This is a genomic window from Proteus sp. fly-1013, assembly GCF_040140245.1.
Lineage (GTDB): Bacteria > Pseudomonadota > Gammaproteobacteria > Enterobacterales > Enterobacteriaceae > Proteus > Proteus mirabilis_B.
This window is the reverse complement of record NZ_JBEEWD010000006.1, coordinates 210,472-236,943: the sequence shown is the minus strand read 5'-3', so window position 1 is coordinate 236,943 and position 26,472 is coordinate 210,472. Positions and strand designations below refer to the sequence as shown.

18 protein-coding genes are annotated in these 26,472 nt (G+C 37.3%); 5 read left to right on the top strand and 13 right to left on the bottom strand.

Features of this window, described 5'->3' with window-relative positions:
• Positions 1-31: 31 nt before the first annotated feature.
• Complete coding sequence (locus ABN236_RS13315) at positions 32-682, bottom strand: hypothetical protein (RefSeq protein ID WP_349474187.1); 651 nt, start codon at positions 680-682, stop codon at positions 32-34.
• A 252-nt stretch (positions 683-934) separates the two neighbouring features.
• Here ABN236_RS13315 and ABN236_RS13310 point away from each other — a divergent pair, with 252 nt between their 5' ends.
• The gene (locus ABN236_RS13310; RefSeq protein WP_349474186.1) at positions 935-1,720 is read left to right on the top strand and encodes an ATP-grasp domain-containing protein; all 786 of its coding nucleotides are present in this window, start codon (positions 935-937) and stop codon (positions 1,718-1,720) included.
• Positions 1,721-1,847: 127 nt separating this feature from the next.
• Here the strand turns inward: ABN236_RS13310 and ABN236_RS13305 are convergent, their stop codons facing one another.
• The 9 genes from ABN236_RS13305 to ABN236_RS13265 all read right to left on the bottom strand — a co-directional run bounded on the left by ABN236_RS13305 (position 1,848) and on the right by ABN236_RS13265 (position 13,812).
• Positions 1,848-3,371: a carbohydrate porin gene (locus ABN236_RS13305; protein ID WP_349474185.1), complete on the bottom strand. Its 1,524-nt coding sequence runs from the start codon at positions 3,369-3,371 to the stop codon at positions 1,848-1,850.
• 696 nt (positions 3,372-4,067) lie between these two features.
• A complete protein-coding gene (locus ABN236_RS13300) occupies positions 4,068-4,223 on the bottom strand; it encodes a hypothetical protein (RefSeq protein WP_164996164.1) in 156 nt (51 codons plus the stop codon).
• Positions 4,216-5,127 (bottom strand): PadR family transcriptional regulator, encoded by a 912-nt coding sequence (locus tag ABN236_RS13295; protein ID WP_349474184.1) that lies wholly within the window; start codon positions 5,125-5,127, stop codon positions 4,216-4,218. Before ABN236_RS13295 ends, ABN236_RS13300 begins: the two co-directional genes overlap by 8 nt.
• A gap of 391 nt (positions 5,128-5,518) precedes the next feature.
• The gene (locus ABN236_RS13290; RefSeq protein ID WP_349474183.1) at positions 5,519-7,357 is read right to left on the bottom strand and encodes a tyrosine decarboxylase; all 1,839 of its coding nucleotides are present in this window, start codon (positions 7,355-7,357) and stop codon (positions 5,519-5,521) included.
• A gap of 516 nt (positions 7,358-7,873) precedes the next feature.
• On the bottom strand, positions 7,874-8,899 hold the full coding sequence (locus ABN236_RS13285) for an NAD(P)H-quinone oxidoreductase (protein ID WP_349474182.1): 1,026 nt from the start codon (positions 8,897-8,899) through the stop codon (positions 7,874-7,876).
• A gap of 128 nt (positions 8,900-9,027) precedes the next feature.
• The gene (locus ABN236_RS13280; protein WP_088495501.1) at positions 9,028-9,912 is read right to left on the bottom strand and encodes a 4Fe-4S binding protein; all 885 of its coding nucleotides are present in this window, start codon (positions 9,910-9,912) and stop codon (positions 9,028-9,030) included.
• Positions 9,913-9,926: 14 nt separating this feature from the next.
• The gene (locus ABN236_RS13275) at positions 9,927-10,799 is read right to left on the bottom strand and encodes a dimethyl sulfoxide reductase anchor subunit family protein (protein ID WP_349474181.1); all 873 of its coding nucleotides are present in this window, start codon (positions 10,797-10,799) and stop codon (positions 9,927-9,929) included.
• Positions 10,796-11,425 (bottom strand): DMSO/selenate family reductase complex B subunit, encoded by a 630-nt coding sequence (locus tag ABN236_RS13270; RefSeq protein WP_349474180.1) that lies wholly within the window; start codon positions 11,423-11,425, stop codon positions 10,796-10,798. The genes ABN236_RS13275 and ABN236_RS13270 overlap by 4 nt, the downstream gene beginning before the upstream one ends.
• Positions 11,422-13,812: a DMSO/selenate family reductase complex A subunit gene (locus ABN236_RS13265; protein WP_349474179.1), complete on the bottom strand. Its 2,391-nt coding sequence runs from the start codon at positions 13,810-13,812 to the stop codon at positions 11,422-11,424. The genes ABN236_RS13270 and ABN236_RS13265 overlap by 4 nt, the downstream gene beginning before the upstream one ends.
• Before the next feature lie 572 nt (positions 13,813-14,384).
• Between ABN236_RS13265 and fnr the strand changes: the two genes are divergently transcribed.
• Together fnr and uspE are read left to right on the top strand one after the other, a co-directional pair.
• On the top strand, positions 14,385-15,143 hold the full coding sequence (fnr, locus tag ABN236_RS13260) for a fumarate/nitrate reduction transcriptional regulator Fnr (RefSeq protein ID WP_036912995.1): 759 nt from the start codon (positions 14,385-14,387) through the stop codon (positions 15,141-15,143).
• A 141-nt stretch (positions 15,144-15,284) separates the two neighbouring features.
• Positions 15,285-16,235, top strand: a complete 951-nt coding sequence (uspE, locus tag ABN236_RS13255; RefSeq protein WP_036912992.1) for a universal stress protein UspE — start codon at positions 15,285-15,287, stop codon at positions 16,233-16,235.
• Positions 16,236-16,312: 77 nt separating this feature from the next.
• Here the strand turns inward: uspE and pntB are convergent, their stop codons facing one another.
• Positions 16,313-17,701, bottom strand: coding sequence for a Re/Si-specific NAD(P)(+) transhydrogenase subunit beta (gene pntB / locus ABN236_RS13250; RefSeq protein WP_088495497.1), 1,389 nt, complete (start codon positions 17,699-17,701; stop codon positions 16,313-16,315).
• An 11-nt stretch (positions 17,702-17,712) separates the two neighbouring features.
• Positions 17,713-19,242, bottom strand: coding sequence for a Re/Si-specific NAD(P)(+) transhydrogenase subunit alpha (gene pntA / locus ABN236_RS13245; RefSeq protein ID WP_088495496.1), 1,530 nt, complete (start codon positions 19,240-19,242; stop codon positions 17,713-17,715).
• 386 nt (positions 19,243-19,628) lie between these two features.
• Here pntA and ydgH point away from each other — a divergent pair, with 386 nt between their 5' ends.
• On the top strand, positions 19,629-20,582 hold the full coding sequence (gene ydgH / locus ABN236_RS13240) for a DUF1471 family protein YdgH (protein WP_270753339.1): 954 nt from the start codon (positions 19,629-19,631) through the stop codon (positions 20,580-20,582).
• A 266-nt stretch (positions 20,583-20,848) separates the two neighbouring features.
• Positions 20,849-22,243 carry a basic amino acid/polyamine antiporter gene (locus tag ABN236_RS13235; RefSeq protein WP_349474178.1) on the top strand — a complete coding sequence of 465 codons (1,395 nt, stop codon included), beginning with the start codon at positions 20,849-20,851 and terminating at the stop codon, positions 22,241-22,243.
• 235 nt (positions 22,244-22,478) lie between these two features.
• Here the strand turns inward: ABN236_RS13235 and hrpA are convergent, their stop codons facing one another.
• Entirely contained in the window at positions 22,479-26,375 is a 3,897-nt protein-coding gene (gene hrpA / locus ABN236_RS13230) for an ATP-dependent RNA helicase HrpA (protein ID WP_088495493.1), read from the bottom strand.
• Between the last annotated feature and the right edge of the window lie 97 nt (positions 26,376-26,472).

Sequence of the window (26,472 nt, the reverse complement as noted above, 5' to 3'; positions counted from 1 at the left end):
TAATATCCAACCATTATAGATAAACTCAATATTACTGTGCTAATTTTGCAGGCTTTAGAATAGTGTAAGTACACTCAAATGCTGCCTTTTGAATACGATAAACATCTTGGTTGTCCGTTGTGGATTGCACAACCGCATCGCCCGACTGAAAACGTTGCAATTCTCCCCATGGTGCCTTCATTGCAAATGGAGGTGTAGAGTCAGGTACGATAAAGTAATTCATCTCAACGCCTTTGGGGGTAAAAGGCTGATAATCACTAGGATAAGACGCTAAATTAATTTCACTTTTTTCTGCGGTATTGTAACGCTGGGCAAATTTGGCTTTTCTTACCAAGATCTCCTCATTACCTGTTTCTGGGCAAATATTTTGTACTACCCAATCACCTTTTTTTGCTGGTTCTGAAACTGTTTCAACTCCTTCACCTTTAATTATAGTTGTGATGATCTCACCTTCTTTAGCTGGTCTTGCTAGAACTGGCTTGGTTTTAATTGCAATACCTGTGATCCCTGCTTGCTGAGCCTGAGTGAAGTAAGCTACGCGCTCTTTTTGTGGCAATTGAGAAAGATCATTAGCAAATACAAATGTAGGAATTAAGGCTAAGCCTATTAATAGTATTTTTGTTCTATTTTTCTTGTCGGTTTTATCGTTATTTGAACTACTGTTTTGTATATAGAAAGACATTGAATTATTTCCTGATAACTATCATCCGTACTTAATACGCTATTTAAGGTCTGTAAACGTTAGACCGATTATGGCAGGAAATAAAACAATGGCACGAGTAAAATCAGTTACCTAATCGAGAAAAGATCAAAAAATCGAGAGATCTCACAACTTATAAAAGAGAACATGTAATTAAGAGAAAAAAGGTTCAAGTTGTTAAATAAAGCGTTAGGATGTCTCTCATTAGATCTATTTAATTAAAAGAAATTACTTATGCAAATAATTTACCCTGATGATTATTCAAAAACAGGCAAACCTGATGAAGCATTTGAACAGGAATATCTTTGCGCTCAAGCGCTAAATATTCATTGTTTGTTACTCTCGTCAGAAGATATGGCATTGGGTAAATATAAATTTTCACATCCTTTTAAATCAGATTCTCCCGTTATTTGGCGTGGATGGATGCTAAATAAAGACGAATATCAACAGCTATACCATGCTGTTAATACTCATGGTGGGCAGATGCTTGAAACCCCTGAAGATTATATTCAGAACCACCACATAACAGGTTGGTATGAAGCGTGTAAAGAGTTCACACCAAAAACAGTGTTCACCACTGTGAATACTGACTTTGAAAGCTTAACCAGCCAACTTCAATGGCCAGCCTACTTTGTGAAAGACTATGTAAAATCTTTAACAACTACGAGAGGTTCTATTGCTCAAAATGCTGATGAAATTAAAGAAATCCTAAAACTTATTGCACAGTTTAGAGGTGATATTGAAGGTGGTGTGAGCCTTCGCTATGTTGAGAAATTTCTTAATGATAGTGAGCGTAGATATTTTGTTTTAAATAAGAAAATATTCTCTGCGGATGATGATATTCCTGAGTTTGTGAAGAAAGTAGCGCAACAGCTAAACACACCGTTTTATTCCATTGATGTAGTCAAAAATACAGAGGGAGAATTACGTTTAGTTGAAATTGGTGATGGGCAAGTATCGGATATTAAAGAGTGGTCAGCTGAAAAATTAACTAAGGCTTTTCTTTTATCTGGTATCTAATGTTTTATGTTCCAACAACTATGCAAATAATATAAAAATATAAAGACCTCAATTAACCAACAATACTCGGTATCTTGAAGTCTTTATATATAAACTCAATATCTAACAATAAGTACCAAAAATAAGGTTAAAATAGATATTTAAAGCGGATACGGGCACCGTAACGATCTTTATCACTGTTATGTACATTAATATCGTCTTTACCATCTATACGTGAATAATAAGCACCTAAATAGGTTTTAAAGTTATCCATATCTAAAATATTAGGTAGTTCATAAGAAGCAAATACAGTGTTGATATTATACTTACCAGGATTGAGCGTCAGATAGGTATCATTTTGACCACTATTGTTTCCGCTTTTTTGATAGTAAGCTTTAATATCATTATGAGCATAAATATAACCAAGTTGAAATTTACGCCATAAAACATTACTACCAACAGAAAAATCATTTTCATCTTTAGCGTCGAGATAAGCAGCACTTAAATTTGCAACAATGCCGTTAATTGGATCATCAGCTAAAGTGTCCCATTTTACAGTTAAGCCATAACCTGTACGTCGTGATTGATCTTGAAATTTTCCATTTTCATCATCATAGCCATAGGCTTTACTTATCACGTTCGCATCTATTGCTCCTGCAATAGTTAAATTGTCTTTCTGCCATGCAACAACAGGACGCATATAAATAACATTCTTGCGGTTATCAAGTTTACGCCCATGATATTCATTGTCTTTAAAAACAGAAGTCCCATCTTCAACTAAAGCATTTAGCTCAAAATACCAGTCGTTATAGTGTGTGTTAACCATCATGCTACCACCATCACTACTACGACCTCGCCCTTCTTTCATCATATAGATATAGCCAAAACCATCACCATATAAATCGTTTGCTGTATTACCTGAATACTCGACAAATGTATCTTGGTTTAGAGGAAACATATCGTAAGCTTCATAACGACCAATTTTATATTGCCATTTATCACGTTGACCAAAGTAGAAAACAGCATCATCTAAATTCATTTTACCCGTCATGTCAGCCATTGGCTGAGCACGAAAACCAGCATAATTACCGTTTTTTAATTCTCGCTCACCATCCACACCAATTAAAATACGCCCGTTAAGTGACCATTTTTCATTATCATCAAAATCTTTTTGATTACCGGGCATCATTCTCATCGATGTTAGTTGCCCTTTCTTACTAGCAGCATCGATATTATATTCAACATCACCATACAATTTGAGATCACCCCAATTTGTATTGGTAGAGAAAAAGCCTGTACTTTCATTATTTTTCGTACTAGCAAGCTGAGCAGATTGTTTTTGTTGGATTTCATTAAGTTGAGTTTGTGCAATGTTTACTTTTGCTTGAGCCTCATCAGATTGCTTTTCTAATATAGCAATGCGTTGCTCCATGTTGACGGTTGTAACATGATTCATTGCTTTCTTTTCTTGGGATAAACTGTTGGAATTAATTAATTGTTCAAGGCGAGCCGCTTTTTGTTCTGCAGCGGCAGCTCTAGCTTCAGCGGCGGTTGCACGTTGTTCAAGGGCATTTAACCTTGCTTCAATTGCACTTATATCGGTTTGTGCGTTTGCACATAATGGTGTAGCGAGTATTAAACTTATCACAACAGATAATGCTTTTACTTTCATTCGAATATTCCTAAGTTAGCAAATGTTGGTTTAACAGGTACGGCAAATACAAAACTATCGATTTTGTTAATCTATAGTTCTATCTAATGAGCGTATTGTTATTTTTATTCGATAATATTATTTAAATATCAATCGGTTATTCGCATCGTTATTTCTATTCTTAACAATAAATAAACCCATATCTTCATTACCTTGCCATTATCTTTACCGATTAACTTCCAGTATCATAAGCAAGACTATGTTTGAACTGAGGTACTTATTCTCGTTTAAGTACTTACAAACACTTATTATTTTGATTTGGTATTTAATTTATTGTTATTTCAGCATATCTCTGGTTTAAGTTTTCAAATTGTTTAATGGGTTCACTAACCTAAATAAAATAATCGTTAATATGGAACATTTCCACAATCATTTGTGATTTTTTTGAGGTTGGTACAATAACCTAAGAAAAAAGACATAAATGACCATCAAAAATGAGGGCATAGAAAGAAAATAAAGTGATTTATTAAGTAAGGTTTAAACCAAGCAAAGGATAGTTAAGATCTGAAGAGACTAATTTTATAACGGTATTGTTAGCTTCTATTATTTAGCAACCTTGCTATAAGAATAAGCTAATACGGTGAAGAGAGGATAAACAAAATGAGAAAGGTGAAGAACTGACAGAGGTCATGTCATTATAACCTCCGTCCATCATTATCATATTCTGCCGGGTTTACGTAACGCTCTACGAAAGTAAGAAACTGGCATTTTAGGGCAAATTTGTTCTTTTACTGCTGGATTATTTTCTAAATCATCTTTGTCTATTTCATTATTTCTTCTTGAATTTTGTAGCTGAGTATCTGTTTTATTCATCTTCCCTTTCCTCTGAGATCAATGCCTCATTAATAGCTTCAATTTTCTCAACTGCTTCATTAAGAATAGAAGCAATACGTCCTGCTCTTTCCACAGAGAGCTCTTTTAACACTAATTTATGGCGTAAAACGGCTTTTAATTTCCCAACAGCAGATTCAATTTCCTCAGAAACACCACCTGCGTTTTGAGATAAATCTCTCGCATAAGCCAGTTTTCTTTGAATATTGGCATCTATTTCCTGATGTTCTGCTAAAAATGCAGTACCTTCAGGTGTAATGCTGTAGTTTTTACGGCCTTTTTCAGCAATCGTAGCAACTAATAAATCTTGCTCTTCAAGTAGTGTTAGCGTTGGATAAATAACACCAGGGCTAGGTACATACAGTCCTGAAGAAGCCTCATCTATTTCTTTAATAATTTCATAACCATGACTTGGTTTTTTCGAGATCATGCTAAGTAACAGAACTCGTAAATCACCATGATCAAACATACGTTTTAATTGGCGGCCTTGGCCTTTTCCTCTGCCACCACATCCACGACCACGTTGTTTACCTTGACCTTCAGAACCATGCTCACCATGACAACACTCACCACGCCCTTTATGTCCATGACCGTGTTCACCGTGACGACATTCGCCACGTCTTTCGTGTCCATGACCGTGTTCACCGTGACGACATTCGCCACGTCCTTCGTGTCCATGACCGTGTTCACCGTGACAGCATTCACCGTGTCCTTCGTGTCCATGACCATGTTCACCGTGACAACAATGCTCACCATGATGTTCTTGGTGTTGGCTATGTTTACCTTTACCGCCACAACGCCCTTTTCCGTGACCATGTCCATGACTACCATGTTCGCCATTTTCAGCACGCTGTTGATAAAGTGAGTTTAATGCTCGAATCATCATAAATATTCCCTCATTGTTTTAGATATATCGAATTTATGTCATGCATAATAATCCGATATATCTAAACGATCAAGCTTTAGATATATCTAAATGCACATCTAAATTGATTTTCTTATTAACAATATGATTTATCTATGATTAATTTTTTAAAACATAGGCTTAATTATGAATGATTCTCATTCTCTAGCTTGCTTTTATGTGCTATCAATGAAAATAAAAGAAGAAAAGTAGTCGCGAAGAAGAAAAAACAAAGTATCTTTAAAACAAGTTAAGTGACACCGTCACCTAATGCTATTAAAAAAAAAGCGAAGATAATGAGTAATAACCCACTACTTCGCTTTTTAACAAAATTTATTTTAATTGTAGGAAATATAACAAAAACGAGATATCACTACTTATTATCTAATGCTGATAAAACCACTTCCTTAATATATTGATATCCAGCTTCAATCTGTTGTTCGTCACAGGTTTCAGTACTTTTTATAGTCAACTGCAACAAATTTAAGTGTTTGATAGTTTCCCACTCATTGTTATCAAAATCGCACTCAGAACAAAACTGTGCTGGTGCATCATCGCTATTACGAGCACAAAGCGTTAACAGACTTAAATCTTGTTTATGATGACTTTTTACAACCAAGTTTTCATGGATTGTTTTATTAAGGTCATTTTGCGTTTCTAGGCTCTTATTTCCTTTTCTTACAATCGCAAAATTTAGTTTATTAAAGTCAGATGCAGATAAAACACGAATGTAATAGTGCTTACCTTCTTTTTCGAAAGCCGTTGCTTGATTAAAAAATTGCTCAAGTTTGACGCGCGTTTCCCATTGAATTTGTGCATATTTTCCATATCCAGATGAAGTAAAAGGATAGAGTTGATGCACACTCCACATCGACGCTACTGCGGGTGCAGATTGAATACCATCAATTTTAGGAACATCATCCGCTTGCTCTGGGCATAATCTAGGAGGATTTGTTAAAAAACGACTAATACGCGCATCTTTAATACATACAACACCCGTAGGATATGGTGAAAATCCAGCTTGAAACGGTTCGAAAGAGACTGAATCAGCGAGAGAAAGTTGTGTGATACTTTCATATATTTCGGGTGTCAATTCAAGTAATGGGGCTTCTTTTTTTAATTTCTTACACAAAATCTGATAAGGGATAAGATCGTAATTATCATCAAGAAATAAGCTTTTCATATAACCAAATTGAGATGCATCAATATGGATATAAAATGAATTGCTGAATTTTTCCTCGCACTCTTTTCTTAGTTCAAAAAGTGGCTTTAACTTATCAACACAACCATAAGACGGTGCGCCTAATATTCCTATGACGCCAAGAATTGGCTCACCTTGTTCAATCAGACGAAAAACAATACTGCGTGTTTTTTCAATATCAGTTTTAAATGTTTCATCAATAGGCAATGCAATAAGGTTGTCATACCCTAACCCAAGTATATCCATTGCTTTTTTCCAAAATTCAAAACGGGAAACAGGAACCAGTAGTTTTCCTAAATGCATTGTTTTTGTCATGCCCGTTCCTCGGCATGTTAGATGACTAACATCATCAAAAATTCCGCGCTCATTGAGTTGTTCGCTTATTGCTAAAATATCCGTGACAGACATATTGAATAACTCAAATGCTTTTTTATCTGCAACCAAATCTCGTGATTTTGGATGACGAGCAATTGCCATTGGTAATGTTTTTAAATTTCTGAGCGCCCATAATATTTCATAGCAAGCAAGAGTATGGCTTGTTGTGATATGACCAAATGCATTTTCGGATGAAAAACCAATTAACTTACAGAGATCATCTGTAATTTTCCTTTCTTGCTCTTTTAGTAAGGGGGAATGGTTATTAAAAACATTATCTGAATTGTATACTAATGCAGAAAGATAACCGAATTTCGCCAATTGCATCACTTGTGAATGATGATGAGAAAAATAAGGTTCAATATCAGATTGATTATAAATATTTTGCTGTTTTAAAGTCTCTAAAATACTTTCATAAGCATTATCTACTGCTTTTTTTTCAATAGTATTACTTTTTATTTTAGCGTCTAAACTCTCGCTATTATTTCTTTTCACTTTATTTTCTTTAGGAAAAGAATACTCACTATTCATTAGTATTTTTGCCATCTCTCGATGATAACATGTAAGGGTATCAACGGTTCGGGTATGGTATACACGCTCTGTAGCACTCAGACAGGTTTGTTTGTAATTTGCCATCATCGCACCTATATATAAATTTTTATTATCTGTTTTAATGAGAATTATGTTTATTGATCGTTAATAATTAACCTTTATTCAAATGATATACTACATGATGAGTAAGAATCTTCTTTATTTTATTGATATTAGTTAATATTTTTCCAATTTAATTTAAGTAACTGACACTTTGAGGATAAATGATTTAGCTTTATTTGTTAGTTTCTTTAACTTATTATCAATTTTGATTTAAGTTATATTTCTGTAGATATGATATTATTTTTACTAAGGTCAATACTTAAACCTATCCTAATTAGAATCAATGAATAATTCTATCGCTTAATATCTATTATTAAGAATAGATATCAAATTACTTATCTAAAATAGGAATTTATTTATTAAAATGTAATTCATTTTTTCTTCAATATATAAAAAAACACATGAAATATTGAACATGTGTTTTTCGGAATATTCGCTTTTTAGAAAGGAAAATGATTTCTCACGCTTATATCAAATAAGTTTTAAGCGCTCTTATTTTTACTCTTTTTTGTTATAAGGTAAGATTTCAAGCATCACTTTACCAATTAAATCACCAGACTCCATTAATTGATGTGCTTTTCCCACTTCTTTTAATGGGAAAATCGCATTAATGATTGGCTTAATTTTCCCTTCAGCAATAAGCGGCCACACTTGTTGTTTCAGCTCTTGCGCTATTTGTGCCTTCTCTTCTATTGAGCGAGATCGCATCGTTGAACCAGTATGAATTAAACGCTTAATCATCATTGGCATCATATTTAAATTTTTGGGCATTCCTTTCATCATGCCCACTTGTATAACGCGCCCAAATTTGCCGGCAACTTGATAATTCTTTTCTACGTAATCCCCACCAATAATATCAAGAATAACATCAACGCCTTTCCCTTCCGTTAAAATAGGAATTTCTTTAGCAAAATCGGCTTGTTTGTAGTTGATGACATAATCAGCGCCGAGATCACGAGCTACGGTCGCTTTTTCTTCAGAGCCAACCGTTGTATAAACTGTTGCACCAATTGTATGAGCAAGCATTATCGCAGTTGAACCGATCCCCGAGGTTCCTCCATGAATAAGAACAGATTCACCTTGTTTTAGTTTTCCTAACTGAAATAAATTAGCCCAGACGGTAAAAAAATTCTCAGGCAATGCAACTGCTTCAATATCTGTTAAATTCATTGATGGTAATGCGATGTCTTCATGTGCAATACAGTATTGAGCGTAACCTCCACCAGCAACTAAAGCACAAACTCTATCTCCCAGTTGCCATTTAGTGCAGTTCTCACCTAATGCAACAACCTCTCCAGCAACCTCAAGACCCGGAATAGGTGAAGCATCGGCTGGTGGCGGATAACTACCTTGGCGTTGAAAAATATCAGGGCGATTAACACCAGAAGCGGCAACTTTGATCAAAAGATAATGTGGGGGAACTGAAGGTATCGGTGATAGCTGAGATTGTAATTTATCTATACCGCCCGGCTCTGTGATGGCAATTTCTAGCATATCCGCAGGTAAAACAGTTGTTTTCATCATTTGCTCCCATTTTATTTAGTCACAATCGGAATTTAATGATAAATAAGCAAAATCAACACCCTGTTTCTGATTTTAATCAGGGTGTTAGCTTATGAAGCAATAAATAACTGAAGTGCATTGGAGAGAGATTATAACCAACCTTGCTTCTGATGTTGTATGCAAATCGGGCACAATTTTGCTTCTGGAGTCCATGATAAAAAAGCTAAACGACATTTTTCACAATGAGCATCATAATAATGATAGTGTGTGGGTTCGTTATTTTTAGCAACTTGTTCATTAACATGAATAGATTTAGGAAAACAAACCACTTCACAACTCATACAACCCGTACAGCGCTTTTCATCAAGTGTGAATATATTATTTTCAAGTTCAATCGCACCTTCATCACACACTTTGGCGCAGGCAGAACAAAGAATACAACTGTCTTTATCTAACTGAATTTGGAACCAACTGTCTTCAGGATAAAGTTGTTTTCTTGCATTTAATCCTGTTCTTACTTGATTTTTATTAAGTGGTTTCTCATCCAGTTTTTGACGAAAAAGCATAAAGCGACGCCCACTATCAATATCAGTAGGCTCTGTGATAATCAATTGCCAAATAGGCTCTTGTAACGTTTTTAATTGAAGATTTAAGTTTGCTAAAACAGGAAGCCATTTATCCACTAAAGGCTGTGCTATCTTCATGCCTCTAATTTGATATTGACGATGCCACACTAATAATTCTTCTGTACTTGCTAACGGCTCATCATGATTAACAACAAGGTAATTATCTTGATGTGTTCTTTCATGGGGTGCGATATTTTCTATCGCATCGACAGGACAAGTGAATAGGCAATTACCACATTGAAAACAGAGCTCATTGTCTATTTTTACATCTAAGTGTGCAAAAGTGATAGCGCCCACAGGGCAAACTTTGGAGCAACTATCACATAGGCTTTGTTTGAGGCGTTTTCTAACACATTTATCATTAATAATTGGTTCAGGAGGAAGATCCACCTTAATAAAACGCCTCATACATCACTACTCCACTACTTAACAATAAAGAATGCAAAACGATTAAGAACTTCTGCAATCAGTACTATTGCGCTACTCGCTAACACCATACGCAATCCTGAAGTAAATACAGCATTGCGATATTTCCATACGCTGTATCCCATCATTAAAATACCAAGAACTGACATAAGCCATGCAGATATTCTTAATCCGAATGTTTCATTATACGCAATGATAGGCGTATGAGGGAACGTTATTGCATCATTTGTTGAAATGACTGCTGACATCCATTCCAAATAGAACGGCTGTACAGCCATACGTATTGTTACCGCAAGAAAAACAACCACTAATGCACTTATTACAACCTTGTTTGCTAATTCATCATTCACAAATGCTTTAATACGAAACGCAGTTATTGATAATGCAATGACCGCACCTGCTGCAAATAATGCCCCTATAAACATAAAATAGGTATTTGCATGCATCCATGTCAGCATTGAGGTGTTGTAATACAGAGACGCCATGCAGAATATATCGATAATGCCAAGTAAACCAATAATTGCCAGTATGGTTTTATTCATATGCCCTTTTATCAAAATAACTAAGGTATAAAGGCATAATGCGCCAAGATAAACTGCAGCAAATATGATTTCACGACTTAACCATGATGAAGAGATATGGCGTAATGCATGAAAAGCATTCCATGGATATCCCATGTGTAACGTTGAAGCTAATAATCCTAAGCAACCTAAAATGGCTGCTGTTAATAACACAGGACGCATAGCAACGGTTGCTCTTTGATTACCAATTTCTTTTTCTAGCCAGCAAAAATAAAGTGCGGTGAAAATAGTCACACCCACAGAACTTTGGACGAACAAAGTAAAGGTAACTAATGGCCATTCACTCATGCTTTAACTCCTCCCTTTTTCGTCGCACCAGTATGAGGTTTGATAACTAAGTTCGGATTGGTCATCGTAAAATCGGGTAACCCTTGAACTTGGCTTAAATGCCCATACTTCGCTCTTAGATCTTTAATTTTGCCAAATTTAATCGCATTTAGCGGACAGGTATCAACACAAATTGGATTTTTGCCTTCGGCTAATAAATCGATACAAAAATCGCATTTTGACATTTGTCCGGATTCTTCATTCATTTGTGGTGCGCCGTAAGGACATGACCAAGCACAATATCCACAACCGACACATTTAGAGGTATCCACACGAACAATACCGTCACCTTCACGCTTATGCATTGCGGTAGTTGGGCAGTTTTTCACACAGACAGGTGAATCACAGTGGTTACAAGATATGGTTAATGTATAAGCAAAAACATTATTAACCAGACCGCCTTGTCCTGTTGGAGCAAAACCACCGCCTTTTACTTCATAAATACGGCGAAAACGGCGTCCTACTTCCAAGTTATTTTTGTCTTTGCATGCCACTTGGCAAGCTTTGCAACCAGAGCAACGAGAGGAATCAATAAAGAAACCGAGCTGTTCATCACTCACTGGTGCATATTCTTTAAAGTCACTCATGCTTTGGCTACCTCAACTAAAACGGTTAAATGCGAGTTACCATGGGCTAGTGGTGTCATTCGTGTTGATGTTAAAACATTAGGACATCCACCATGATCAACACCATTTTCATCAGGTGTCCACCATGCACCAGCTTGCAGCCCAACCACACCAGGAATAATGCGTTGTGTAACCAATGCTGGGATTTGAGTTATTCCTCTGTCGTTATAGACACGCACCATATCGCCATTTTTAATACCTCTATTTTCAGCATCAATTGGATTTATCCATGCCTCTTGGCGTTGTGCTTCTTGTAACCAAGGATTGGCATATTGTGTTGAGTTTGCACGGTTTTTCCCTTTCCAAGTTAGCATTTGCAATGGATATTTTGCTGTTAACTTATCTTCAGGTCCTTCAATAGCAGGTACATAATGAGATAAAGCCGGAATATCCGGATTATTCATGTCATAAAGACGCTTAGAAAAAATCTCAATTTTTCCTGATGGCGTTGGGAATGGATTATTCGCAAAGTCATTGATATTTTCTTCAAAGGCAACAAAAGGTTCATCTTTGAAAAGATAACGACGTGTTTTTACTAGCTCTTCAAAATTAGGGAAGTCAGGTCTATCTTGGAAACGCTCTTTATTGGTATCAACAAGATGAGCTATCCACTCTTTTTCACTTCGACCTTCGGTAAACGCCTCTTTTACTCCCATTTTTTCTGCTACATCTGTTATCCACTCATAATCAGAACGGCGCTCAAAAGCAGGCTCAACCACTTTTTCAGACAAAAGAAAATAGTTACCCGTTCCCCATGTATTACCAATGTTCCAACGCTCTAGAAAACTGGTTTCAGGTAAAACAAGATCGGCATATTTTGCAGATGGAGAGAGATATAAATCACTAGCAACAATAAATTCAACTTTTGAATCATCAGCTAATAATTTAGCTGCCGCATTTACATCTGGATTTTGATTAACTAAATAGTTACCTGCTAAAGAAAATATCATTTTGATGTTGGTATCGAGTTTATCAACACCTAAAAGACCATCTTCAACACGTACTTGGCTTGCATCATCAACCGCTTGCATCCAATTCATGATAGAAATTTGCGCTTTAATTGGGTTCTTCCCAACATTCGGGCCACGCATAGATTGACGATTACCAATACCGCCGTAACCTGCCGCCCAAGCCCCTTTTTTACCCACATTTCCAGTAATTGCAGCGAGTAATGTTGAACCACGCGCACTCCGCTCACCACAAATATGACGTTGAGGTCCCCAACCTTGAATTAAGGCTGCTGGTTTTGTCATGGCATATTCACGTGCGAGTTGACGAATGGTATTTGCAGGTACTCGAGTGATTTTCTCTGCCCATTCAGGTGTTTTTTCTATTCCATCTTTTTGACCTGTTAAATAAGCCACCAAGGACTCATTAGCAGGAACACCTTCTGGCATATGCGCTTCATCAAAACCAACGACATATTTATCAATAAAAGGTTTGTCATGAAGGTTTTCGGTAACAATGACATACATCATTGCATCCATTAAGGCATTGTCGGTTGTTGGTAAAAGAGGTATCCATTGGTCAGCAAGAGATTGTGCCGTATCTGAATAACGAGGATCGACCACAATAAACTTAGTACCCTTATTTTTCATTTTTTGAAAATAATGGTTTGTATGACCAAAAATGGTTTCATTAGGGTTATGACCCCATAAAATCACTAGTGGTGTATCTTCAAGTGTATCGAGTGAACTGCCTGTTTTGGATATTCCGTAAGTATAAGGGGTTACTTTAACCGTATTCCCTAAACTAACTGAGTGATAATAAGGTAAGTATCCACCTGTTAAATTGAAAAGTTTCTTCATCATGGTATCACCAGAGAAGATCCCCCCTGTTACAGCGGTATTGACGGTTAAGAAACGGCTGGCTGCACCATGTTTTTCAGTTAAACGCGTAATATTTTCTGCAATAAGCGTTGTAGCTTCATCCCATGAAATACGTTCAAATTTACCTTCACCACGTTTACCCACACGTTTCATTGGGTATTTTAGTCTGTCTGCATGATAAGAAAATTTACGATAACCTCTGCCGCGCACGCACGCTCTCATAATAGGCATTGATTCATCTAGTTCATTATCAGGTCTTGTTGTGATCCGAGTGACAATCCCTTCTTTTATATGGGCACGAATATCGCACTTACCACCACAGTCAAAAGTACTACATGTTGCTACAACGGTAGCTGGGTTTCCGTCTACTTTTGCAATAGGCAAACTTTCATCTACATTAGCTTGTGCATTTCGTGCGAAAAATGGCACCGTAACTAATGCAGCACTCGTTTGAACAAAGTGGCGACGACTTAGCGACATCATCCCTTTGTTTTTCTCACTTTTTTCTATTTTTTTCATTAGTTTATCATTCTCACATAACAACTCTCATCAGTAAAAATGATAGGATATAGTGGTAAACCCTCATTGATGTACATCAATACCACTAAAGAGGTAATAGAATGTTTCAATATTCCATACTTCTTTGCAGATCCCCCACTTTTTATAAGGAAAAGCTAATTCAAGGTAGCATTAAGTTGTATCAAAAATACATCTAGTTAACTTTACCTAATTTTTTGTTATGAAAATAAAGAGTTATGCAAAAAAAACACGAATTTAAGGTAAAGCCGTAAATAAAATGTCAATATAAAGATAGAAAATATTGAAGCGCCTCTTCATTTTTGGCTTTTGACAAGGATAATTTAGTAATAGCACTATAACTTCGTTGGAAAATCGAATAATATACCAATTGAGTATAGGGTTAGCGCAAATTGTTCTAAATAGACCTTTAAGCAAAACATTGTTTTTATCAAGATACACGTTTTGTTACATTCAGAATTATTTCCACACGTATCGTTATTCCCCTTACTAATTACTGCAATATGTGTTAAAATTGACGCATATCAATATTTTTATTTGTAATGAGCAAGCTTATGATCCCAGAAAAACGCGTCGTTCGCCGAATCCAATCTGGCGGTTGTGCAATCCATTGTCAGGATTGCAGTATTAGCCAGCTCTGCATCCCGTTTACTTTAAACGAGCATGAGCTTGATCAACTCGATAATATTATCGAGCGTAAAAAGCCCATCCAAAAAGGTCAAACCTTGTTTAAAGCAGGTGATGAGCTGAAATCACTTTATGCCATACGTTCCGGTACAATTAAAAGTTATACCATTACGGAAGAAGGCGACGAGCAAATAACAGGATTTCATCTTGCTGGTGATTTGGTTGGCTTTGACGCCATTATTAATACTGAACACCCAAGTTTCGCACAAGCTTTAGAAACATCTATGGTTTGTGAAATTCCATTCGAAACTTTGGATGACCTGTCAGGCAAAATGCCTAACTTACGTCAACAAATGATGCGCCTAATGAGTGGTGAAATCAAAGGTGACCAAGAGATGATCTTACTGCTCTCGAAAAAGAATGCAGAAGAACGTCTGGCTGCTTTTATTTATAATCTCTCTCGTCGTTTCGCTCAGCGTGGTTTTTCTCCTCGTGAATTCCGTTTAACCATGACTCGTGGTGATATCGGTAATTACTTAGGTTTAACCGTTGAAACGATTAGCCGCTTACTTGGTCGCTTCCAGAAAAGTGGCATGTTAAGCGTTAAAGGCAAATACATTACTATCGAAGATAGTACACTGTTAAGTGAACTTGCAGGCAAGCTTCCTTCATCAGTTGAAGTTTAATCTGTTACATTTCACATGCTAATTTTATAACGGGGCACACAAATTTGTGCCCCGTTTTCTATTTTATGCTATTGCATTTTATCTTCTTGGGTTATCTTTAAATTGTAGATGGATAAATCCAGCCCTAAAGAGGATATTACAATGGAAAAATATCAAAACCTTCTCGTTGTCATTGATCCTAACCAAGATGACCAACCGGCACTTCGTCGTGCTGTCTATATCGTTCAGCGTAATGGTGGGCGGATAAAAGCTTTTCTACCTGTTTATGATCTCTCTTATGACATGACAACCCTTTTATCTCCCGATGAACGCAATGCTATGCGTAAAGGTGTTATCAGCCAAAAGGCGGCTTGGATCAAACAACAAGCACGCTATTACCTTGAAGCTGGTATAGAGATTGATATCAAAGTCATTTGGCATAATCGCCCTTATGAAGCAATTATTGAAGAAGTCGTTGCACATCAACATGACTTACTGATTAAAATGGCTCACCAACATGATAAATTAGGTTCGCTTATTTTTACCCCGCTTGATTGGCAACTGCTTAGAAAATGCCCTTGCCCTGTTTGGATGGTCAAAGATAAAGAGTGGCCTGAATACGGTACTATTGTTGTCGCCGCAAATTTATCAAATGAAGAATCTTATCATGACGCGCTTAATCTAAAACTGATTGAGCTAACAACCGACTTATCTCATCGCATACAAAAAGATCCCGATGTCCATTTACTTAGCGCCTACCCTGTTGCGCCTATTAATATTGCGATTGAGTTACCTGATTTTGATCCAAATCTTTATAACAATGCATTACGAGGTCAGCATCTTATTGCAATGAAAGAGCTGCGCCAGAAATTCTGTATCCCAGAAGAGAAAACACATGTTAAAGAAGGATTGCCAGAGCAAGTGATCCCTCAAGTTTGTGAAGAGTTAAATGCTGGGATTGTTGTTTTAGGTATTTTAGGAAGAACCGGCCTATCTGCCGCATTCTTAGGAAATACAGCAGAACAACTTATTGACCATATTAAGTGTGATTTATTAGCAATTAAACCGGATGGTTTTACCTGCCCCATTACTGTTGATAGTGATCACGACTAAACTTATTGCTCTGTTGCCATTAAAAAAGCCAGTCAAAAAAATTCGACTGGCTTTTTACTATTCGCCATCTGTATCTATTACAGCGCTTTTAAAATTGCATCCACACTGGCTTTAGCATCACCAAACAACATTTGTGTATTCTCTTTAAAGAACAGTGGATTTTGAACCCCTGCATAACCTGTATTCATTGAGCGTTTAAACACAATAACATTCTGCGCTTTCCACACTTCTAATACTGGCATACCTGCAATTGGGCTATTTGGATCATCTTGTGCCGCTGGGTTTACTGTATCGTTAGCGCCAATAACTAAAACGGTATCAGTGTCAGAGAAATCATCATTAATCTCATCCATTTCTAATACAACGTCATAAGGTACTTTAGCTTCTGCTAACAACACATTCATATGGCCCGGTAAACGTCCAGCTACTGGGTGAATACCAAAACGCACTTTCACACCGCGTTGGCGTAATTTTTCAGTAATATCATGTACAGGATATTGTGCTTGAGCAACCGCCAATCCATAACCTGGAGTGATAATAACTGACGTTGAGTTTTTCAGCATATCAGCCACTTCTTCAGCGGTTGTTTCGCGATACTCACCCATTTCACCTTCTTCTGTTGAAGCTGAGCCATCAGTACCAAATCCGCCAGCTATTACGCTAATAAAAGAGCGATTCATCGCCTTACACATAATATAAGAAAGGATTGCACCTGAAGAACCTACTAATGCACCCGTTACAATCAACAGGTCATTACTTAGCATAAAGCCCGCAGCCGCAGCCGCCCATCCTGAGTAAGAGTTCAGCATCGAAACAACAACTGGCATATCCGCACCACCAATTGATGCAACTAAATGCCAACCAAATGCTAAGGCAATCACAGTCATTACGATGATTAAGAAAACTTGTAAACCGACACTGTCAGTTTTAACAAACCAAACCATCAATAAGAAAGAAACAACTAAAGCTGCAAGATTTAATTTATGGCGATTAGGTAACATCATCGGTTTAGATGACATTTTTCCACTTAATTTACCATAAGCGACAATTGAACCCGTAAATGTAACAGCACCAATGAAGATCCCTAAAAAGACTTCTGTTAGGTGAATATTCACCATTACAGGTTCCATTGCTGTATTGTGGTCAAGATAACTGTTAAAACCTACTAAAACCGCCGCTAAACCTACAAAACTGTGTAAGATTGCGACCAATTCTGGCATCTGAGTCATTTCGACTTTTTTAGCTAAACGAATACCAATAACGGCACCGATTACCATTGCAATAATGATCCAACCCACATTACCAGCATAAGGCCCGAAAATGGTTGCGAACAGTGCAATTGCCATCCCTGCAATACCAAAGTAGTTACCTTGTTTAGAGGTTTCATGCTTTGATAAGCCGGCAAGGCTGAAAATAAATAATATCGCGGCGACAATATATGCCGCTGTAACAACTCCGCTGGACATAATTGTCTCCCTTATCCTTTACGGAACATTTTCAACATACGTTGAGTAACAGTAAACCCACCAAAAATGTTAATACTCGCAATCAATATTGCGATAAACGAAAATAGGCTAACCCAGCCACCACTACCAATTTGGAGTAAAGCACCGACGACGATAATGCCTGAAATTGCGTTTGTCACTGACATTAATGGTGTATGCAATGAATGACTTACATTCCAAACAACGTAATAACCTACAACACAAGAAAGTGCGAATACCGTAAAGTGAGATAAAAACTCTTTCGGTGCAACATTTGCAAGCCATGCAAACAATAAGAAAGCTATCGCTAATAGACTGTATTTCTTCCAAGGTGAAACTGGTTTAGCAACGGGCTTTTCTTGTGGTTTTGCAGCAGGAGCTGCTTTAGGTTGTGCTGATACTTGAATTGGTGGTGCAGGCCATGTTACTTCACCAGCACGGATAACAGTCACACCACGAATAACAACATCATCAAAATCAATATTGATATTACCGTCTTTCTCTTTACACAATAATTTCAGCAGGTTAACTAAGTTAGTACCATAAAGCTGAGATGACTGTGCCGGTAAACGAGCAGCTAAATCAGTATAACCAATGATTTTTACGCCATGTTCTGTCGTAAAAACTTCATTAGGCACGGTATATTCGCAGTTACCACCATTTTGAGCTGCAAGATCAACTACAACGCTTCCCGGTTTCATCGAATCGACCATCTCTTTCGTAATTAAACGAGGAGCGGGTTTTCCCGGAATTAATGCCGTTGTAATGATGATATCAACATCTTTTGCCTGTTCTGCAAATAATGCCATTTCTGCATCAATAAATGCTTTTGACATCACCTTAGCGTAGCCATCACCACTGCCTGCTTCTTCTTTAAAATCAAGTTCAAGAAATTCAGCACCCATGCTTTGAACTTGTTCTTTCACTTCAGGACGAGTATCAAATGCACGAACAATTGCACCGAGGCTTCCTGCCGCACCAATTGCAGCAAGACCAGCAACACCCGCACCAATAACCATTACTTTAGCTGGTGGTACTTTACCTGCCGCAGTAATTTGACCCGTAAAGAATCTTCCGAATTCATGGGCTGCTTCTACAACGGCACGATAACCTGCGATGTTTGCCATTGAACTTAACGCATCAAGGGATTGTGCACGAGAAATACGCGGCACACTATCCATTGCCATAACGTTAATATTCTTTTCAGCTAACTTTTCGAGCAATGCCGCATTTTGAGCTGGCCAAATAAAACTCACCAGTGTTGCGCCATCTTGTAGCAACGCTATTTCATTATCCAGTGGTGCATTTACCTTCAAAATAATGTCTGATTCCCAAACATTTTGAAGAGCGAGGATCTCAGCACCAGCTTCCTGATAAGCTTTATCTTCAAAACTAGAGGCAATGCCTGCACCATTTTCAACTGCGACTGTAAATCCTAATTTTATGAGTTGAGTCACTGTAGCTGGTGTAGCTGCAACCCTTGTTTCATTAGAAAGTCGCTCTTTGGGTATACCAATTCGCATAATTTTCCCTTCTTATCCATAGAGATCTGTTAAAACTTCTCCGTTAACTTCACATTCATGCAAAAAAAATGTTAAAAATAATAATATGCATGCCATTAATCGGAGCTCTAATAACCTACTGAAAATAAAACCAATAATCTATATCTGTGTAAAGCTAAAATTGAACTTAATTGGATCATTTTAGTCGAAAAGGCATATTTATGAATTATTCACTATATTCAGGTAAATATCTGGTAACATATACTGGTCATTTGACTCTGTGGTGATTCGCTAAATAAAATAATGCGACAAATGCTATTATTACATGTAATAATTAATCCCTATGTGATAAACCACGACGTTCAGCACATGACCAATATTAATTGCGCAAGGCGGAAGGATTTTGTATGAAGCTGAAAACCTCAGTCATCGCAGCAGCGATGTTGTCTTTAACTAATGTCACTGTTGCGCAGGCTGCTCAGGAATTAACACCCGAACAAGCTGCAGAACTAAAACCATTTGAAAGAATTACAGTTATCGGTCGTTTTAACGCTATTTATGAAGCCGCTGATGCGGTGTCTCGTCGTGCGGATAAAGTCGGTGCTGATAGTTTCTATATTCAAGGTCTAGATGATATTAGTGATAGCGGCAACATGAGTGTTACTGCGGATCTATACCATAAAGATGCACCAAAAGCAGATCAAGAAAGCTATCGCGTTTTTCATGGCGTGAAAGAGCTACCAAAACCTGAAGCAATTCTGCTACAACCATTTGATACGGTTTCTATCCGCGGTTATTTCCCTACAACCCCTGATATTAACGACGCAATTGCAAAAGCAGCGGCCAAAAAAGGTGCAGCATCATTCTTTATTGTTCGTAACGTATCAACGAATGATGGTGGTAACCAAGAAGTAACAGCTTATATCTACAAAAAAGATGCGCCTAAACGTGCAATTCAAGCACCAGAGGCAGTTGTTCCTTATGACTCAGATGCTGGTCGTGCACTTATTGCAGAAGGCGGAGCCGCTGCCAATAAAGTTGAAAAACCTGGTCTTGCATCAAACACTGATTTTGATAGAAGCGTAGGTGCATTTGCTGATACACAAACTTCGGGTGCAAGTGGTCGTTACACTGTAACTTTACCAAATGGCACTGAAATTCAAGAAGTTAACAAAGCAGCTGCTGCACTAATGGACCCTTTCGATACCATTACTTTTAGTGGATACTTTGTAAACTCACCAGAAATCTCGTATCAGGTTGCTAAGCGTGCAGCAGCAAAAGGCGCTAAGTTCTACCATATTACAAATGAATGGCAAAGTGATGGCGGTACAGTCACTATTACTGCTGATCTGTTCAAGTAATAAAAAATTTCCTATTGATAAAAACCTTGCATCTGCAAGGTTTTTTTTTATTCAAAATTTAATCAATTAGACATTATTTTGTAAAAGTGAATAATTTTTATGATTTAATGCATAGACAACCAAGTCAACTCTCCGTAAAATCTCGCTGTTTTTTAGTGTTTTTATCTTTATTTAAATTTGAGATATTCATATTTATTCTATTTACTGACCAAAAAACAAGAAAATACGCTATTTATTTACAATTTTAATCATGTAGGTAATTATCCTTGAATAAGAAACTTGGCTTAATATCACTCACCGCATTAGTATTAAGCTCAATGGTTGGTGCAGGTGTATTCAGTTTGCCTCAAAATATGGCTGAAGTTGCCAGCCCTGCCGCATTGATTATTGGGTGGGTGATAACAGGCATTGGTATCCTCTTTCTTGCTACATCTTTATTACTTCTCTCTCGCCTTCGACCTGATCTTGATGGTGGTATTTTTACCTATGCGAAAGAAGGATTTGGTGAGTTCATTGGTTTTTGTTCAGCGTGGGGCTATTGGGTTTGCGCTGTCGTTGCTAACGTTTCTTATCTTGTTATTGTCTTTGCTGCCTTTAGTTTTTTTACAGACACACCAGAAAACATTATTTTTGGCGATGGAAATACATGGCAAGCATTAATTGGAGAGTCAATCTTACTTTGGGTTGTCCATTTTCTTGTTTTGCGTGGTGTTCAAACTGCCGCCAGTATTAATTTAATGGCAACAATGGCAAAGCTACTCCCTTTAGGATTATTTGTTATTGTCGCCCTATTAGCTTTCAATATGGATATATTTACCCTTGATTTTAAAGGTGTAAATTTAGGCGTCCCAGTTTGGGATCAAGTCAAAAATACCATGCTGATCACGCTGTGGGTATTTATTGGTATTGAAGGCGCCGTCGTTGTTTCTGCTAGAGCGAAAAATCGTCGTGATGTTGGTTTAGCAACCGTGCTTGCTGTTGTCATCGCATTGATTATCTATATTCTTGTGACTTTGTTATCACAAGGTTTAGTTAGCCAAGCAGAATTAGCAGCGATGAAAAATCCATCAATGGCACCGCTACTTGTTCAACTTATTGGTAGCATTGGCGAGATAATTATTGCAGCAGGTCTTATTCTCTCTGTATGTGGTGCTTATTTAAGCTGGACAATTATGGCAGCAGAGGTTCCGTATATTGCTGCACTACATCACTCTTTCCCAAAACAATTAGGGAAACAGAATAAAAATGATGCTCCTTCATCTTCGTTATGGTTTACCAATTTTGCCGTTCAATTCTCTTTAGTTTTAATTTGGCTGACGGGAAGTAACTACAATACATTACTGACTATTGCATCAGAAATGATCCTTGTTCCTTACTTCCTCGTAGGTGCATTTTTATTTAAAGTGGCAATTGCTCGCAGTAGTCGTGCTTTATTATTAATTGCGATACCTGCAAGTTTATATGGTTTATGGTTACTTTATGCATCAGGCGTTATTAATTTATTACTCTCTGTCGTTCTATATGCACCTGGTATTCTGATGTTTTTATATACACGCAAACAGTATAAAGACAAAAAATCTCTACTATTAAGTGAAAAAATTCTGTTAGCTCTTGTTTTATTTGGTGCTATTCCAGCATTGGGTTACTTAACTATTTACTAAAGACAATCTGAGAGGTACTGAAAAAAAGTACCTCTCATCCCTTCAAAAACAATTTCACTTAAGTCAAAAAATTTCCCTGCTAAGCTATTATTTTCTACACTGATGGTTAGGTGTCTATAAATCAAGAAATATATAGTATGTTGTAACTAATATGTAGGTAACTATTAATTAGCAAGGTAATAAAAAACCCACAAGAAGCATAAACTCCCGTGGGTCTGCATATGTAATAGTTTGATTAATTAAAACTAATTTGTTCCATCGCCTGCAATATGCGTTTATCTGATATTGGATATGGAGTTCCTATCTGTTGAGCAAACAGGCTGACTCTAAGCTCCTCTATCATCCAGCGAATATTTTGCACTTCTTCTTGCTGTTTTTGTTTCTCGGTTAGTTTTCCTAACCACTGTTGCCACTGTTGAATAACATTTTCAACTCGACTCATTTGAGCGCGATCGCGATTAGGGTCAATAGCTAATTTTTCCATTCGTTTCTCAATTGCACTCAAATAACGAGGAATATCAGCAAGACGTTTCCATCCATGAGAGGTAACAAAACCAGGAAAAACTAACTGACCAAGCTGAGCTTTAATATCAGATAATGCAAAAGCAACACTAATATCCACCCGCCCTTTTAAACGCTTATTGATAGCAAATACTTGAGTTAAAATTGCCTCAACTTGTTTAGCTATTTCGACCACAGCATCGTTTAGTTCAGCTCTGACATATTCTTGCAGTTTTTGATATTCATCTTCTTGCCAAATTAAACCACCATAAGACGCCATCAGTTTATCGACACCACAAGCAATACAATCATCAATCAACTCTAACACTTTGCCATAAGGGTTAAAGTAAAGGCCGAGTTTTGCTTTATTAGGTAATTTCTCATGTAGGTATTTTATCGGTGACGGAATATTTAATAATAATAATCGTCTTACCCCTTCCCACATTGAAGCTTGCTGCTCCGATTCTGTTTCAAAAAGCTTGATACCCACACTATTTTTTTCATCCACGAGTGCAGGATAAGCTTTCACTGAATAGCCACCCCGTTTTTGCTCATAACGCTGAGGTAAATCACCAAAACTCCAAATATGTAAATCTTGTTGTTCAATACCATCATCTGCTACTGCTGATAATGTTTCTTGCACTTTTTCCTTTAAGTTCTCTTTTAATTTATTGAGATCTTTACTTTCTGCCAGCGTTTTATTTTTATCGCCAACAACACGGAATGTCATTTTTAAGTGATCAGCAACTTGGTCAAGCTGCCAACTCTCTCTATCGACAGTCACTCCTGTCATACGGCGCAACTCTTTTTCAAGCCTATCGAGTAAATCGCCTTCAACTTGAGGTACACGCTCTAAAAAAGCAGAAGCATAATTAGGTGCTGGTACAAAATTACGACGGACAGGTTTTGGAAGTGATTTAATTAAAGCCACAATCAATTCATGGCGAATACCCGGAATTTGCCAATCAAAACCTTCGTCTTTTACCTGATTTAAAATAGGTAATGGAATATGAACAGTGACGCCATCAGCCGCAGTCCCCGGTTCAAATTGATAGGTTAAGCGTAGTTTCAGATTATCTTGATGCCAGTAATTTGGATAATCTAGCGCGCTAACACGTTTAGCATCATCTTTGATAAGCATACTTTTTTCAAAGTTAAGCAGATCAGGTGATGCCTTTTGTGCCTCTTTCCACCATTTATCAAAATGGCGAGACGAAACAACATCCAAAGGTATTCGTTGATCGTAGAACGTAAACATTGTTTCATCGTCAACAAGAATATCTCGACGACGAGATTTATGCTCTAACTCTTCAACTTCTGTGCGTAATTTTAAATTGTCACGGAAAAATGCATGGCGAGTTTGCCAATCTCCTTCCACTAACGCATGGCGGATAAAAAGCTCACGACATAAAAGTGGATCAATTTGACTGTAATTAATAGGTCGAGAAGCAACTATTGGTAAACCATACAGGGTGACTTTTTCATTAGCCATTACAGCGCCTTGCGCTTTTGACCAATGAGGTTCGCTATATTGATGTTTCACCAAATGTTCAGCGATAGGTTCTATCCATTCGGGTTCAACACGTGCCGCAATTCTTCCCCATAAACGAGATGTCTCGACTAGCTCTGCTACCATTGTCCATTTTGGTGGTTTTTTGAACAAGCCAGAGCCAGGATAAATAGAAAAACGGGCATTTCTTGCGCCAGTGAATTCTTGTTTATCTGCATCTTTTTGCCCAATATGTGACAACAATCCACTTAACAACGCAACGTGAACACTTCTAAAATCAGCAGGCTCACTATTAACAGGGAAACCTAACTCTTTAACAACTTGTCGCAATTGTGTATAAACATCTTGCCATTCCCTTACTCGCATAAAGTTTAAGAATTCTTGGCGACACAATTTTCTAAATTGAGATTGACTCAACTCTTTTTGCTGGGTTTTTAAATAATCCCACATATTTAAAAAAGATAAAAAGTCAGAGTCTTTATCTTGGAAGCGCCGATGCTTTTCATCAGAGGCTTGCTGTTTATCCATCGGTCTTTCGCGTGGATCTTGAATTGAAAGTGCGGATGTAATAACCATCAATTCTTTCACTGCACCATATTTACGCGCTTCAAGTACCATTCTTGCTAAACGAGGATCGATAGGAAGTTGTGCAAGTTGTTTCCCCATTGGGGTTAAACGATAAGCACCATTGTGGTCAGTTTCATTTTGTAACGCACCTAGTTCTTCTAATAAACGAACGCCATCTTGAATATTGCGTTTATCCGGTGGTTGCACAAATGGGAAAGCACTAATATCCCCTAACCCTATCGACGTCATTTGTAAAATAACAGATGCAAGGTTAGTTCTTAATATTTCGGGATCAGTAAACTCAGAACGAGAAATAAAATCATCTTCTGAATAAAGGCGAATACAAATACCATCAGAAACTCGACCACAACGCCCTTTTCTTTGGTTTGCTGAAGCTTGAGAAATAGGCTCAATTGGAAGTCGTTGTACTTTTGTTCGATAACTATAACGACTGACACGCGCAAAGCCGGTATCAATAACGTACTTAATACCGGGTACAGTTAATGATGTTTCGGCGACGTTAGTCGCCAAAATAATACGTCTGCCGTTATGAGGATGAAATATTCGATTTTGTTCACTGTTAGATAAACGGGCAAATAAAGGTAATACTTCCGTATGGCGAAGTTGTAATTTATTCAGCGCATCAGCAGTGTCCCGAATTTCGCGCTCACCACTCATAAAAATAAGAATATCACCTGCACTTTCTCTGCTTAATTCATCAATAGCATCAACAATGCCATCGGTCATATCCTTATCGCTATCAAGTTCATCGCCACCAATAGGACGATATCTCACTTCAACAGGATAAGTTCGACCTGACACCTCAATAATAGGTGCTTGGCTAAAATGTTTAGAAAAACGTTCAGGATCGATAGTTGCAGAAGTAATAATAACTTTTAAGTCAGGGCGCTTAGGTAATAGCTGTTTTAAATAGCCAAGAATAAAGTCGATATTTAAACTACGTTCATGGGCTTCATCAATAATGATAGTATCATATTGAAGTAACAGCTTATCTTGCTGTAATTCTGCCAATAAAATACCATCTGTCATTAACTTAACGAGAGTATTATCGCCAACATGGTCGCTAAAACGAACCTTATAGCCTACAGATCCTCCTAACGTACTTTTTAACTCATGAGCGATACGTTCAGCCACTGAACGAGCAGCTAAACGACGAGGCTGAGTATGGCCAATAAAACCCTTGATCCCTCGCCCTAATTCAAGACAAATTTTAGGGATCTGTGTTGTTTTACCTGAACCAGTTTCCCCTGCAATAATAACAACTTGGTTATCTCTTATTGCATTATAAATGGCATCTTTCTTTTGGCTAACAGGAAGGTTTTCTGGGTAAGTAATTTCAGGACAATTGGCACGACGGCGAATTATCATCTGTTGTGCTGTTGTAATATCGTCTTTAATTGTACTTAATACCGCTTGTTTAGACTCTTCATTATTAATTTTAGCGACGCCACGTAGACGTTTTCTTAATCGTTGCTGCTCCCGCAACGATAATTGCTCTATTTCTTGATAGAGCGTGGCAGATGATAATGTCACCTTTTATTATCCTTTTTGAGGTTATTCTAATCAAAACTAATGCCCGTATGATATCACAACAGACTATTGGCACATAAAGGCTTGATTAAATTTATTA

Excerpts from the sequence above, each read along its gene's own strand:
- ABN236_RS13315 (WP_349474187.1), bottom strand. The coding sequence starts at position 682 with ATGTCTTTCTATATACAAAACAGTAGTTCAAATAACGATAAAACCGAC.
- ABN236_RS13310 (WP_349474186.1), top strand. The coding sequence starts at position 935 with ATGCAAATAATTTACCCTGATGATTATTCAAAAACAGGCAAACCTGAT.
- ABN236_RS13305 (WP_349474185.1), bottom strand. The coding sequence starts at position 3,371 with ATGAAAGTAAAAGCATTATCTGTTGTGATAAGTTTAATACTCGCTACA.
- ABN236_RS13300 (WP_164996164.1), bottom strand. The coding sequence starts at position 4,223 with ATGAATAAAACAGATACTCAGCTACAAAATTCAAGAAGAAATAATGAA.
- ABN236_RS13295 (WP_349474184.1), bottom strand. The coding sequence starts at position 5,127 with ATGATGATTCGAGCATTAAACTCACTTTATCAACAGCGTGCTGAAAAT.
- ABN236_RS13290 (WP_349474183.1), bottom strand. The coding sequence starts at position 7,357 with ATGGCAAATTACAAACAAACCTGTCTGAGTGCTACAGAGCGTGTATAC.
- ABN236_RS13285 (WP_349474182.1), bottom strand. The coding sequence starts at position 8,899 with ATGATGAAAACAACTGTTTTACCTGCGGATATGCTAGAAATTGCCATC.
- ABN236_RS13280 (WP_088495501.1), bottom strand. The coding sequence starts at position 9,912 with ATGAGGCGTTTTATTAAGGTGGATCTTCCTCCTGAACCAATTATTAAT.
- ABN236_RS13275 (WP_349474181.1), bottom strand. The coding sequence starts at position 10,799 with ATGAGTGAATGGCCATTAGTTACCTTTACTTTGTTCGTCCAAAGTTCT.
- ABN236_RS13270 (WP_349474180.1), bottom strand. The coding sequence starts at position 11,425 with ATGAGTGACTTTAAAGAATATGCACCAGTGAGTGATGAACAGCTCGGT.
- ABN236_RS13265 (WP_349474179.1), bottom strand. The coding sequence starts at position 13,812 with ATGAAAAAAATAGAAAAAAGTGAGAAAAACAAAGGGATGATGTCGCTA.
- fnr (WP_036912995.1), top strand. The coding sequence starts at position 14,385 with ATGATCCCAGAAAAACGCGTCGTTCGCCGAATCCAATCTGGCGGTTGT.
- uspE (WP_036912992.1), top strand. The coding sequence starts at position 15,285 with ATGGAAAAATATCAAAACCTTCTCGTTGTCATTGATCCTAACCAAGAT.
- pntB (WP_088495497.1), bottom strand. The coding sequence starts at position 17,701 with ATGTCCAGCGGAGTTGTTACAGCGGCATATATTGTCGCCGCGATATTA.
- pntA (WP_088495496.1), bottom strand. The coding sequence starts at position 19,242 with ATGCGAATTGGTATACCCAAAGAGCGACTTTCTAATGAAACAAGGGTT.
- ydgH (WP_270753339.1), top strand. The coding sequence starts at position 19,629 with ATGAAGCTGAAAACCTCAGTCATCGCAGCAGCGATGTTGTCTTTAACT.